The sequence below is a fragment of the Bacillus sp. UNC125MFCrub1.1 genome, assembly GCF_000701305.1.
Classification (GTDB): Bacteria; Bacillota; Bacilli; order Bacillales; family Bacillaceae; genus Bacillus; species Bacillus altitudinis.
The window spans coordinates 241,004-255,311 of record NZ_JNIG01000013.1; the positions used below are offsets into that span (position 1 = coordinate 241,004).

General features: G+C 39.3%; 9 protein-coding genes, 1 pseudogene and 1 other annotated feature. Of the genes and pseudogenes, 5 read left to right on the plus strand and 5 right to left on the minus strand.

The features are described 5' to 3' along the window. The first annotated feature begins 26 nt into the window (after positions 1-26). Positions 27-291, plus strand: a binding site (T-box leader). 56 nt (positions 292-347) lie between these two features. From N521_RS11915 to N521_RS11925, 4 genes and pseudogenes are all read left to right on the plus strand, one after another. Next, entirely contained in the window at positions 348-2,009 is a 1,662-nt protein-coding gene (locus N521_RS11915) for a 2-isopropylmalate synthase (protein WP_035391472.1), read from the plus strand. Beyond that, positions 2,010-3,068 carry a helix-turn-helix domain-containing protein gene (locus N521_RS11920; RefSeq protein WP_035391474.1) on the plus strand — a complete coding sequence of 353 codons (1,059 nt, stop codon included), beginning with the start codon at positions 2,010-2,012 and terminating at the stop codon, positions 3,066-3,068. Positions 3,069-3,111: 43 nt separating this feature from the next. After that, a pseudogene (locus N521_RS20005) lies at positions 3,112-3,207 on the plus strand (site-specific integrase); the annotation flags it as partial. A gap of 276 nt (positions 3,208-3,483) precedes the next feature. Beyond that, positions 3,484-5,235, plus strand: coding sequence for a retron Ec67 family RNA-directed DNA polymerase/endonuclease (locus N521_RS11925; RefSeq protein ID WP_035391476.1), 1,752 nt, complete (start codon positions 3,484-3,486; stop codon positions 5,233-5,235). Between the two features lie 85 nt (positions 5,236-5,320). Here N521_RS11925 and guaA read toward each other — a convergent pair whose 3' ends face one another. From guaA to N521_RS11950, 5 genes are all read right to left on the minus strand, one after another. Continuing rightward, entirely contained in the window at positions 5,321-6,862 is a 1,542-nt protein-coding gene (guaA, locus tag N521_RS11930; protein WP_008344342.1) for a glutamine-hydrolyzing GMP synthase, read from the minus strand. Between the two features lie 184 nt (positions 6,863-7,046). Continuing rightward, positions 7,047-9,254, minus strand: coding sequence for a transglutaminase TgpA family protein (locus N521_RS11935; RefSeq protein WP_035391479.1), 2,208 nt, complete (start codon positions 9,252-9,254; stop codon positions 7,047-7,049). Between the two features lie 9 nt (positions 9,255-9,263). After that, entirely contained in the window at positions 9,264-10,454 is a 1,191-nt protein-coding gene (locus N521_RS11940) for a DUF58 domain-containing protein (protein ID WP_035391481.1), read from the minus strand. Then, positions 10,451-11,413, minus strand: coding sequence for an AAA family ATPase (locus tag N521_RS11945; RefSeq protein WP_035391483.1), 963 nt, complete (start codon positions 11,411-11,413; stop codon positions 10,451-10,453). Before N521_RS11945 ends, N521_RS11940 begins: the two co-directional genes overlap by 4 nt. Before the next feature lie 102 nt (positions 11,414-11,515). Beyond that, on the minus strand, positions 11,516-12,415 hold the full coding sequence (locus N521_RS11950) for a cation diffusion facilitator family transporter (protein ID WP_008344349.1): 900 nt from the start codon (positions 12,413-12,415) through the stop codon (positions 11,516-11,518). Between the two features lie 482 nt (positions 12,416-12,897). Here N521_RS11950 and gabP point away from each other — a divergent pair, with 482 nt between their 5' ends. After that, positions 12,898-14,286, plus strand: coding sequence for a GABA permease (gene gabP / locus N521_RS11955; RefSeq protein ID WP_024719380.1), 1,389 nt, complete (start codon positions 12,898-12,900; stop codon positions 14,284-14,286). Positions 14,287-14,308 lie beyond the last annotated feature (22 nt).

Here is a 14,308-nt window from a genome sequence, read left to right on the forward strand (position 1 = left end):
GGTATAATAGAAAAAATCAGAAAAATGAGAATGCGATGATAAGGAATAGTACTTGCCGAAATGTTTTCAGAAAGTTGCTGGTTGATGAGAAGCAATAACAAAAAGGCAAGGAACTCACCTTAGAGTAGCCTTAGTGAAATGCAAAGGATGGATGTAGTTAAGGTCGGCGCCCCACCGTTATATGGGAAGGATATAAGATATAACAATCTGTATCCGAATAAGGGCATGATAATGTAACGTTATCATGAAACAGGGGTGGTACCGCGTAAGAAGAAGTCTTTCGTCTCCAAGTTCAATCTTGGAGATGATAGGCTTTTTTTATATTCCAATTACAGGAGGAATGGATGATGTTTAACCACAAAAAATACGAAAAGAAATACTTTTTGCCACCGAACCTTACTTATGATTGGGTGAAGAACGAAACATTAGAAAGTGCTCCGATATGGTGCAGTGTGGACTTACGGGATGGTAATCAAGCATTACCTATTCCTATGAACTTAGAAGAAAAATTAGAAATGTTTCAGTTACTAGTGGAGATAGGTTTTAAAGAAATTGAAATCGCATTTCCAGCTGCTTCTGATACAGAGTTTAGGCTGTTACGGACACTGATTGATCGTCATATGATTCCAGACGATGTCACGATTATGGTGATCACGCAAGCGAGAGAGCATATTATCCGCCGAACCTTCGAAGCCATTAAGGGAGTACCGAAAGCGATTGTTCATTTATATAATTCGACGTCAGAAGCGCAGCGCAGACAAGTATTTAAGAAAACAAAAGATGAAATTAAACAAATTGCCATTGATGGCGCTATTTTAGTAAAAGAACTGGCCGAAAAAACAGAAAGTGATATTTATTTTCAATATAGTCCTGAAAGCTTTCCAGGAACAGAAGTGGATTACGCGTTAGATATTTGTAATAGTGTTTTAGATATTTGGAAACCGACACCACATCACAAAGCGATCATCAATATTCCGACAACAGTTGAATATTCAATGCCTCATATCTTTGCAAGTCAGATTGAGTATATACACAAAAATCTGTCTTACCGAGACAGTGTGACATTGTCTGTTCACCCTCATAATGACCGCGGGTCTGGGGTGAGTGATGCAGAATTTGGTGTGCTAGCTGGTGCCGAAAGAGTCGAAGGGACATTATTTGGTATCGGTGAACGTACAGGGAACGTAGACTTGATTACTTTGGCGATGAATATGTACTCACAAGGTTATGATCCACAATTGAATTTCAATAACCTAGAAGCGATTCGTAAAAAATATGAAAAACTAACAAAAATCACTGTTCATGAGAGACAGCCATATTCTGGGGAGATGGTTTTCACCGCATTTTCTGGGTCACATCAAGATGCGATATCTAAAGGGATGAAATATAGAAAGGAACATCATGTTGATAAATGGGACGTTCCGTATATCCCAATAGATCCAGTTGACTTGGGGAGGAATTATCAAACGGATGTGATTCGAATCAATAGCCAGTCTGGAAAAGGCGGCATAGGCTATATATTAGAAACAAATTATGGCATTCAACTTCCTTATCAAATGAATGAAGCCATGGGATATGCAGCGAAGAAAGTATCTGATCAGACAAATAGGGAATTGTCTGTCGAAGAAATATATCATGTTTTTAAAGAGCAGTATGTTGATTTTCACCCTCATTTCCAGCTGCTTGATTATCAATTTCATAAAGGAGAGAAGCAAGAAGTCACCTTAACTTTGCTGAGAGATCATCAACAAATTGACATACAAGGAACTGGCACTGGAAGTTTAGATGCAATCAGTAATGCGTTAAAAGCACATTTTCATCTCGAGTATGATTTGGAAGTCTATGAACAGAATTCTTTGGGCAAGGATTCTCAAGCAAAAGCCTGTGCACAGATTGGTATTTCATATCAAGGAAAAATGCATTGGGGTGCTGGAATCGATAAAGATATTATAGAAGCAACAGTGAAGGCCCTGGTGGTTGCAGTAAATAAACTAGAGGTTTGGATGTAGATGGAAACAGATACACTTGAAAAACATGAAGCGATGCAATATTTAAGAGAGTACAACGAACAAGAAATCTTTTATCAACAATACCAACAGAAAAAGCATGACAATCAATCATTGCAATTACTTTTGAAGGATTATGATCATAACAATTTCATGCAAAAGCAAATATATATAGAAGAATTTTTGCTAAGAGGGCAGAACGAATTTGAAAAAGAGGATACCATGTGGTTAGGTCAGGAAAAAGATATCGAAGTGAGAAAGTATAGCCGTTTTATGCCTCAATTGTCGGCTATCCATGATTTCTTTGAGATGATTTATGTTCTGGAAAATGAGATGTATGTAGAAGTGGAAGATAAAAAAATCGTTTTGAAATCAGGAGATATTGCCTTTATTCCACCTGACACAATACACAAGCCACTTGTAATGGAGAATACAATCGCAATCCAAATCATGATCCGTAAAAGTACTTTTCAAAAAGTGTTTTTTAAAATGTTAAAAGGCAATCATGTCATTTCAGAGTTCTTTTTGAATGCATTGTATATAAAAGAAAATAAACATATTCTTATTTTCCATAGTCACTTGGATAAAAATTTGCTAGACTGCTCTCTGCATCTATTTACAGAAAATCACAATCGGTTTCCTGGATACCAGTTGATTATGAATAATTTGTTTGAGATATTATTATGTCTTTTATTAAGATTCAAACCAAGTCATATGAACGTCATTCAGGTCAAACCATATAGTGATATACGTATGATTCAAATGCTTCAATATATTCAGCAATGTTGTGAGCATATAACAATCCAGAAGATGGCAGAGGAATTTAACCTTTCACAATCTTATCTGTCTAGATATATAGCTCGTAAACTCGGCAAATCATTTCGTGAGATTCGACAAGAAATAAGATTGGAAAAAGCCTGCGAAATGATAACCGGTAGTGAATTACAAATAGATGATATTGCGGGAGCCGTTGGTTATCAAAATGTAGAGCATTTCATTCGTTTATTTAAGAAAAAGTATCATCTAACACCACATCAATATCGTTTAAATAATAGATCATGATAATCATGACTCTATTGTATTAGTAATTGAAGAGACTGTACTTATACGTTATAGATTAGAACACGAGGACATACAAACAACATTAGGAACTTACGGACATTTATATGCTAATATAAATCGTGGAGTTGCTAATAGACTTTAAAATGTTATCAACGTGCAACATACTCAAATTGCGGATAGAAAGATGGTTTCAAACCATTACGTAAAAAGAAATATATAAACTTTTATTATTAGACATATAGTATTATAATGATTAAGAACGTGTGGTTAGATTCTTAACTTGTGTTTCGCAAGTTTTGACAAAAATGGTAGGGAGATTTGTTCCTTATTATTCGTATAATTGTATCGTATAGTATCTATTCCTAATAGAACGTAATGAGTAACCACACGTTCTATTTTTTTTTGGAGGCAAACTATGATCACTTTTGAAGACATAACATCAATAGATAATCTCTCAAATATTTTAAGAATACCGAAAAAAAAGTTAACTTACATGTTATATATTAAGAAAATTCAAAATTCATATACAACTTTCCAAATTCCCAAAAAAAGTGGTGGCCAGAGAATTATTAATGCTCCATCTAAAGATTTAAAGGATATTCAAAGAAGTATTGTGAATATGTTATTAAATCAACAAAAAATATTCAATTATCAAAATAAGATTAAGACGAACATTGCTCATGCTTTTACCAAAGAAAAAAGCATTATAACAAACGCTAAAATACATAAAAACAAACGTTTTGTTCTTAATATAGATTTAGAAAATTTCTTTGAAAGTTTTCATTTTGGAAGAGTACAAGGTTACTTTGAAAAAAACAAAAATTATTTGTTTCCCAAAAATATAGCAACAGTATTAGCTCAATTAACTTGCTATAACGGTTCTTTACCGCAAGGTGCTCCTTCCTCCCCTATAATAACTAATTTAATTTGCAATATTTTAGATATGAAATTATTAAAAATTGCAAAAAAATATAAATTAGATTACACAAGATATGCTGATGATTTAACTTTTTCAACAAACTATAAAAGTTTCGATGAAAGGTCAGAAGAATTTATAAGTCAATTAGAAATCATTATTAAACAATCTGGCTTTAAAATTAATCAAAAAAAAACTCGACTTCAATATAAGCAATCTAGACAAGTTGTAACGGGGCTAGTCGTAAATAAAAAAGTGAATGTGCCCAGAAACTTTTATAAAAACACTCGGGCAATGGCAAACTCTTTATATAAAAATGGATCATTCACTATAAATGGGGTAGAGGGTAGTTTAAAACAGCTTGAAGGTCGTTTTTCATTTATAAATCATATAAACAAAGAGAATAATAAAGAAAAGAAAAAAAATGATAAAAATTTGAAATTAAGTTTCAGACTTTTAAATGGACAAGAAAAAGAATATCAAAAATTTCTGTTTTATAAATATTTCTTCAATAATGAAAAACCTTGTATTTTAACAGAAGGCCCTACAGATATTATTTACTTAAAGAGTGCCCTCAAAAATCTCTATACAGATTATCCAAATTTAATTAAAAAAGTAAATGATGATTTTATATTCAAAATTTCCTTTTTAAAGAGAGGAGAAGATTCAAAAGCATCAAAAGCACAAAAAAAAATAAAAGGAAAGAAGACATCAAAATTGCAATACTTCTTTGGTTTAGAGAAAGATGGTGCGGATACCATGAAACAAATCTATAATTTCTATGTTTCTAATAAAGAAAAAAAAGATTGTCCAAACTATAGTGAAATTTTCAAAAAAATGAATGTGAATTCTAAAAATCCCTGTATATTTATACTAGATAATGAACTTAATAATAAAGAGAAACCATTAAAAACTCTAACAAACTATATGAGTTTAAAAGAAGGAAAAATTGAGGAGTTATGCGATAAAAATTATTTAAAGATTACTTCGAACCTTTATATCGTTACTAATCCATTGGTTAACGAACTAAAAGAATGTGAAATAGAAGATTTATTCGAATTAGATATCTTAAAAACAGAACTTAACGGGAAAACATTTGAACGATGTGAAAAAAAGTATAATCCCTCTGAAAACTATGGAAAAAGAGCTTTTTCCAAATATGTATGGAAGAACTATGAGGATATAAATTTCGAAAACTTTAGACCTCTATTAGATAACATCAATCAAATTGTAACAAATTATAATGATTAATGATTTTTTTGTTTGCAATTTGTTTGCACACGCTTAAAAAAGAGCCTCAAACCCTTTTAAATAAGAGTTTGAGGCTTTCTTTTTACTACTCCCACTCAATCGTAGCAGGCGGCTTACTCGTAATATCATACACCACACGGTTAATATGCTTCACTTCATTCACGATACGAGTCGAGATCTTTTCAAGTACATCCCAAGGGATTCTTGCCCAGTCACTTGTCATACCGTCAATAGACGTAACAGCACGGATACCGATTGTGTAATCGTATGTTCTTGCGTCACCCATGACACCTACGCTGCGGATGTCTGGGAGGACTGTGAAGTATTGCCAGATGTCTCGCTCAAGGCCGAAGTTGGCAATTTCTTCGCGTAAAATCGCATCCGATTCACGGACGATTTCTAGTTTTTCTTCAGAAATTTCACCTAGTACACGGATTCCTAGTCCTGGACCTGGGAATGGCTGTCTCCATACGATGTCGTCTGGAATACCTAGCTCTGATCCTAGAGCACGGACTTCATCCTTGAATAGCGTATTAAGTGGCTCAATCAATTCAAACTGCATGTCTTCTGGAAGACCGCCAACGTTGTGGTGAGATTTGATTGTTTGTGCCGTTGCTGTACCACTCTCAATGATGTCAGTGTAAAGAGTTCCTTGTGCTAAGTAGTCGATTCCTTTTAGCTTGTCCGCCTCGTCATCGAATACATAGATGAATTCGTTACCGATGATTTTACGTTTTTGCTCAGGATCAGACACACCTTTTAGCTTGTTTAAGAAGCGATCTTTCGCATCTACTTTAATCACGTTCATGTTGAAACCTTCGCTAAATGTTTTCATAACCCCTTCTGCTTCGCCTTTGCGAAGAAGACCGTGGTCAACGAAAATACATGTCAGCTGATCGCCGATGGCTTTATGGATCAATACCGCCACAACAGATGAATCTACACCGCCGCTTAGTGCGCACAATACTTGTTTGTCGCCTACTGTTTGACGGATTTTCTGCATTTCGATTTCAATGAAGTTCTCCATTGACCATTTGCCATCGCAGTCACATACGCCGAAGACAAAGTTCTTCAATAGATCATTTCCGTACTCAGAGTGACGTACCTCCGGGTGGAACTGAACGCCATAGAAATTCTTCTCAGCTAAGCTCATCGCTGAGTTTGGACAATGTGCACTTGTTGCATCAACTGTAAAGCCTTCTGGTACTTCAACGACAAGGTCACCATGGCTCATCCAAACGACTTGATCCGTTGGAAGGTCTTTGAATAGAGCAGGTGTTCCGTTAATATGAATGTCTGCTTTTCCATATTCACGCTGGCTTGCCGCTTCTACTTTCCCACCTAAATAGTGAGTCATCAGCTGCATGCCGTAGCAAATGCCTAGAACCGGAATGCCTAGATCAAAAATCTTTTCGTCACAGCGGAAAGATCCTTCATCATATACACTGTTTGGTCCACCAGAAAGGATGATTCCTTTCGGCGCCATTTCTTTAATTTCTTCAGCAGTTAAAGTGTGCGGATGAAGCTCACTGTACACACCAAATTCACGAATACGGCGAGTGATCAGCTGATTGTACTGACTACCGAAATCGAGAACCAAAATCATTTCATTTACTAAATTTGTCATGGTGTCACCTCTATGTCCAATATAGTTTTTATAAACGCACAGAAAAAATGAGAGGAGAAAACCTCTCTCAGTGTAAATCACGCTTTTGAAGCGCCCAGACTCACATCCGAACGCTTCAATTTCATGTATTTTAGAAGGTTTTAATATTCACCTATTCTAACAACAGGAAGGTACGTGGTCAAGACTATCTCCTGTTTATTAAATTTTCCCATAACTTCACCGACTGCTGCCAAAGCGCCGACGCATCTTCTCGCCTGTAGAGCGCCCGCTCATAGAACTGCGTTAGTTCAGACATGTGATGATTCCTTTCCTTGTCATCGATCAAAGAAGCAAATTCTCTTAGCGTCATGCCTGGCTTTTTCTCGATCCCTCTGCGCCTTAGCTGCTTTAATAGAGCAGCATATGCGTAGAAAAAAGCTTCCTCATCTGGCAGACGTTTTACCTTTCTCACAATAAAGATTGGCAGCCATCTTGCTCTGAACCGGTAAAGCACCCAGCCAATGAAGCCAAGAAGGACAATCGCACCTGCTGCGTAGCCCAAGATTGAACCAACATGAACCATACTTGGCTTTGCTTTAGCTGCTTGTTCCTCTTGTTTTGCCGCCTGTTCTGGTTCTTGTTGCTGCGGCTGCTGTGTCTGCTCGTTTTCTTGTTGATCAGATGCGGGCTGATCTTTTTCATCCTCTTGATCATCTGCTTGGTCGTTGTTAGCCGTGGTTTCATTCGTAAATGTCTCTGGGTTCGTGAACCCTTTTGTCGGTTCAAAAGTCACCCAACCACGGTTTGGAAAATACACCTCTACCCATGAATGGGCATTGTTATTGGTCACTTCATACACATTGTTTCCATCCATCTGTGTTTCATATAACTGACCAGACGTATATCCTTTCACCCATCTCGCCGGAATTCCAATCGAGCGAAGCATGACAATCATCGAGGTTGAAAAGTTATCACAATAGCCAATCATCGTATCAAATAAGAACTGATCCACATAGTCTTCGTCACGCCCAGGCACAGCGACATTTTGGGTTTCATATGAAAACTTCGCAGATCCTAAATAATCCTCAATCGATTTTGCTTTATCATACATATTATCCTTCGTTTCCGTTAAGCTGTTCGCCAATGTTTTCACACGCTCTGGCAGCGAGGATGGGAGCTGCAAGTATTCACGTCCGACCTGCTGGTTCACTTGCTGCTTGGTCGGTACTTTGATCCGCTGTAAATCCTCTAGGATAAATGTAGGTGATAAGAAGCTGACTCGATAGTTCCCTAAATTTTTAGGCGGGTTTTGAGTAGACGGGACAATTTTCTCCGTTTTGCCCATCATTTGCAGTGGAATGTTTTCCATTGGCGTCAGCATAACCGTACCAATCGGATAAACAGCATGATTAAATCGATAATTTGATTCCATATCGACTCTCGTTTCATGCTCCTCTGTTTTTACGAGATTGGTAAACCACCGGTTCGGCACATCACTCCCTTTTAACCGAGTAGGTTTCGTATCATTTGAAGCATCCTCCCAGCCTTTCCCCGTGTAAATACTTTTTGTTTCTACACGAAAATAAGACGGCTCTTTTCCGCTCCATTTAAATACCGGTGTACGGTCCTCACTAAACGGTCCCCCAAGCGACGAATCATCCGCACTATATCCCACCTTATTCTGTCCAGCGGAACCATCTTGATTCGTGACCGCTTTAAAAAACGGGACTGGGTCAGGCCATTTCGGATCAGATTTTGGCAAAGACGCACCGAGTGATGCTGATACAAGAACAAGCGCCAGCATGGGTAAGAACCAATTGAGACGCGCTTTCTGTGACACCCGCACACCTTCAGCCGAACGAAGCCGGTCGAAATAGAGCAGACCAAGTAAACAAAAGCCAAATACCATAATTCGAACGATCGCAAAAGTCGCATCATAAGGCGTAAACGTATCAAGAATCGTGACATATACAATCGTCATCAGTAAAAAGAAGAAGATACGCTGCTGATACACAACCCAATAATGAAGTAAATAAACAAGTAGCCAAAGCAAAATATAAAACAACAATGTGCGGAAAGACGGATACATGTCACTCCACATGCCCATGCTCATCAAAGAAATATTATCTTTAATATCAACAAATAGCGCAGGCAGATAACTTGGTTCTGATTGATAAAAAATCAAATATAATGCGAGCAAGATCAATCCAGCACAAATAGGAAACGTCACATACCACTTCAATCGAAAGAACGTAAACAAACACGTAAGCCCTATAAAAATGATGAAATAAGACGTATGACTCGTCTCTGTAAAATCTTGAAGCGGACGAAGCCACTCCCAAAGTAGCAGAAATGCGACAGCATAATAGATGAACAACTCAAAACGGCTTTGCCGCTGATGCATATGCAGCATAAATGTTTGTCACCTCACAGTTCTTTCATGCAGCCGGTCCTCAAATAAAAGGGTCGTGTGTATCCCAGAAGCTTTAAGCCGGTCCACAAGCTGTTTTTCTTTTGCCGTCAATCGATCAACGGCTCTCTTCACTAAAAGAACGGTGATGTTCTTTCTGTTTCGATTCCCAAGTAAAATGGCAGCAAGCTCTTCTTGCAGATGACCTGTCATCACATACTTTCCTGTCTGCTGGTGCTCACTCGCTGTTAATGATTGATAATCAGGTAAACGAGAAGGCAGATACTGCACCTTTGTTAAATAGTAGAGCATGTCCTGTAAATGCCACTCTCCTTGATCCACTCGAAATAAGTGCTGATCCCCAAGCGGGACAAGGCCTACCGGCACCCCTTTTTTCACAGCCGTTTGCAGAACCGATGCGGTCATAGACACAATCGTTTCAAAAGCGGCTTCATCTGTAAAATCAGCAAACACCACCAAATCCTTTGTCTGATTCTGTTCAAACTCCTTCGTCATAAGCTGACCTCTTCTAGCTGTTGTCTTCCAGTCCACCCAAGCGAAACGGTCTCCTTGCTGGTATTCACGCACACCTGTCGTCACATTTGTCGGTTCATTTAACCAAGAGTGCACCGCTTTGCCTCCATTTTCATTCACCGATGCAGCAGATTCAACCGGAATATCCAACATTTTCGGATACACAAGCAATTTTTTCTCTAGTGGAAGAATCACTTCTTTTTCAACAAACCCAAACATATCACCCGTTTTGATTCTAATCGCCGTCAATTGATGCTCTCCCCGCATGATGTCATTGAATTGATACGAAAATCGCCACGTTTTCCGAAACCATGGAAAGATCATTCGCTTCATTTCAATCTGTTCCTGTAAATGGAAGGTATCCGGCGGTTCATCCTCAAGTATGACGTACACGTACGGAAATAGATTCGTCCGCTTGATTTCAAGGTCCACAGACAGCACTTCCCCTGCCTTTAACCGGGTATGCTGTAATGTCCTTTTGGCTGTTGCACGAAGTGGAACAAGGGCAAACAGCAAAGCATACAAAGCATATGGTGAAAATGCATAAAAAAGGAACCAGCTCACAAAGCCGCCCTGAAACATGGCATAGCAAAAGGCTGCTGCCGTGAGGAGAAAGAGCATAAACACCCGTAACCATAGTGAAAAAGCGAAACGGTCACGTGACTTCATTGAGTCATCGACTTTTGAACTGGTACGCCAATATGCTCAATCATCTGTCGTAGCAGTGTCTCCGCCTTCTTCCCTTCATATGTTGCTTCTGATGTCAAAATCATGCGATGCGGCAATGTGTAAGGCGCCAAATACTGTACATCATCAGGAATCACATAATCCCGCCTGTTCAACAGCGCATACGCCTGAGCCGCTTTCATCAATGAAATTGAACCCCTTGGGCTCACGCCTAAATAGACAGACGAATGATTTCGCGTCGCTTGGGCGATTTCGACAATATATTCTTTAATCGACGCATCCACATGTACGGTCTGAACCGCTTGCTGCAAAGCATGGATATGATCTTTTGTCATGACTGCCTGAAGCGTGTCAATTGGCGATTGTTTCTCCTGCAAATTCAGCACCTCAAGCTCCTCCAGCATGGTTGGATACCCCATCTGCAGCTTAAATAAGAAACGGTCCATTTGCGCTTCTGGAAGTGGATAGGTCCCCTCATACTCCACTGGATTTTGCGTAGCCATCACAAAGAAAGGATCTGCCAGCGGCATCGTTTCTCCGTCTACTGTGACACTGCCTTCTTCCATCGCTTCAAGAAGGGCTGATTGTGTTTTAGGAGAGGTTCGGTTGATTTCATCAGCCAAAATAATCTGCCCCATAATCGGTCCTTGTCTAAATTCAAACTCGTTTGTCTTTTTATTATAAATCGACACACCTGTTACATCTGAAGGCAAAAGGTCAGGCGTAAATTGGATTCGCTTAAACTCACACCCAATGGATTTTGCCAGAGCACGAACCATCATGGTCTTCCCAACGCCAGGCACATCCTCTAATAGCACATGCCCCTTCGCCAAAATCGCAACAAGGCTTAATATCGCAATATCTTTTTTCCCTACCATCACTTTATTGATGTTATCTACGATTTTTTGTAAATCTGAATGCATCGGTTCATCAAATGCCATCCTGATCCTCCTATCACGTTTCCGTCAATTTTCATATAGTCTAACTTTACCATACAACACGCATTTGCATGAAACATCAACACGTAGAAAAAAGAAGCCTTCTCACGACGGAAAAGACTTCTGCTCCTCTTTAGGCTCACTTGCTGGTTCCATATGAACATGAGAGTGTAGAATATCATGTTCCTGCTTCATTCTGCGTTCAATTTCATCTGCAATATCATGGCTTTCTGCGATGTTTAAATGCGGTTCTACTTCAACGACCACATCCACATGGACGGTGCTTCCAAGATAACGAGCTTTAATGTCTTTCAAATCGCCCACTCCTGGTGTCGCTTCAATCGTCTCTTTATATTTAGACATATCTTTTATATGAAAACCGTCCGTTAACGAATGAGACGCATCTCTGAAAATCTCCCACGCCGTTTTACAGATAATTAAGCCAATCACAAACGCAGCAAGCGTATCAACCCACGCCAGCTGAAATTGAGAGGCGATAATTCCGACAAACGTCCCGATACTCACATAAGCATCTGATTTATTATCAGCCGCTGCCGCATATAGCGCCTGGCTATTAATTCGTTTAGACAGTTTACGGTTATACATATACACGCCATACATCACAACAGCACTTCCTGCTGCCGTCCAAGCTGCAATCATATCAGGCGTTTGATGCTCTGATGAGAAAAGCGACTGGCCTGCACTCAGCAAAACCTGAAGCCCGACAAGCATCATAATAAAGGAAGCTACAAGTGACGCAATATTTTCAGCTCTAAAATGACCGTATGGATGATCCTCATCAGGTGGCTTCTGAGAAATACGCAGCCCAATTAATACGGCAAGCGAAGCAATGATATCTGTCGTATTATTCAAGCCATCTGCGGAAAGGGCTTCTGAATGAAACACATACCCAATGATCAGTTTGACAGCAGATAAGATCACATAGGCTATAATGCTGACCCAAGCACCTGTTTCACCTTGTCTTAATTCGTTGTAGCGCTCCATACCGAACAGCGCCTCCTCACACATTACTTTTCTATATTTATCTTACAAAGCCAAGCCCGTGTGGGTCTACAGCAACATGATTCGCTTGAATCAGCAAAATAGGATACATAGAAATGTGTTGACCTAAGCAAACTTATTTTTATAAGGTCAATCGACCTCAAGACCCACTCCCATCAACGTTTTTCAAAACCACCCCGAAAAATGAAAAAGAACAAAATCACTCTACTATCTAATTGTCAGAATAGTTTTATTTTAAAACACAACTTTTCTTTCTTCCTTCTTATGCTATTTTTAAGAATGGGCAGAGGAAAATGAGGGAACATAATCTCTCAAATCCTTTATACTTTTTAACATCATGTTAAGAGGTTTGAAATGTCAGTTTGATAACCTGTCCAATGCTGAATGACAATTCAGTATGATAAAATTTAAAATATTCTAAAAACAAACTCTCGAATAAAAGAGAAATGTTTGGAGGTAAAGAAATGTCCAACATGACAAACGGTCTTCAAAAAAACCTTAAGACAAGACATATTTCAATGATCTCCATTGCCGGGGTCATTGGGGCAGGGCTATTTGTTGGTAGTGGTGCTGTCATTCATTCTGCAGGGCCTGGATCGATTCTTTCCTATTCATTTGCCGGACTTCTGGTCATCTTTATTATGAGAATGCTTGGAGAAATGGCATGTGCCTATCCGACAAGCGGCTCTTTCTCACAATACGCGAGCGACGCCATCGGCCCGTGGGCCGGGTTTACAATCGGCTGGCTTTACTGGTTCTTCTGGGTCATCGTCATCGCCATCGAAGCCATTGCCGGTGCTGCCATTATTCAATATTGGTATGGAGATGCACCTGTTTGGCTCACAAGTCTTATCCTCACAATCCTCTTAACTTTGACAAATATCTTTTCTGTTAAATCTTTTGGCGAATTTGAATATTGGTTTTCATTGATTAAAGTCGTCAGCATTATTCTATTCCTACTCATTGGTTTTGCATTTATCTTTGGTTTTGGCGGTCATCATACTGCAGGTCTTGCCAATTTAACGGGGAATGGCGGTTTCCTTCCAAACGGATTCGGCTCTGTACTCCTCGGGATTGTCGTTGTCATCTTTTCCTTCATGGGAACCGAGATTGTGGCAATTGCCGCAGGTGAATCAGCAGACCCTGTCAAATCTGTGACAACAGCTACCCGTTCAGTTGTATGGCGTATTATTGTGTTCTACGTCGGGTCGATCGCCGTCGTTGTCACGTTACTCCCATGGAATTCAGCGAATATTTTAACAAGCCCGTTCGTTGCAGTATTAGAATACATCGGTGTCCCATCAGCCGCCCAAGTCATGAACGTCATTGTTTTAACAGCCGTTCTTTCTTGTTTAAACTCCGGCCTATACACAACGTCCAGAATGCTTTATTCATTAGCTGAAAGAGGCGAAGCACCAAAACGTTTTATGAAAATCAGCAAACGCGGTGTCCCTGTAGCAGCGACAGTCGCAGGTACCTTCTTTTCCTATATTGCCGTCATGATGAACTACTTTTACCCTGAAACCATCTTTCTATTTCTAGTCAATGCCTCTGGTGCCATTGCACTTCTTGTCTACTTGGTGATTGCCGTTTCACAATTAAGAATGCGTCGTAAAATTGAAAAAGAAAATCCAGAACAACTCAAAATCAAAATGTGGCTGTTCCCATACCTTACGTACTTTACCATTTTGGTCATCTGCGCCATCTTGGCCTCTATGCTGTTTATCGAATCGATGAGACCTCAGCTCATACTGACAAGCATCATTACCATCGGTGTACTAGCCGCCTACTTCATCTTTAAACCGAATAAAAAAGTGCCTGCAAGTGCAGCGCTTGAAAATAAACACCCTTAATTCTCCCGCTGAAAAGCGGGTT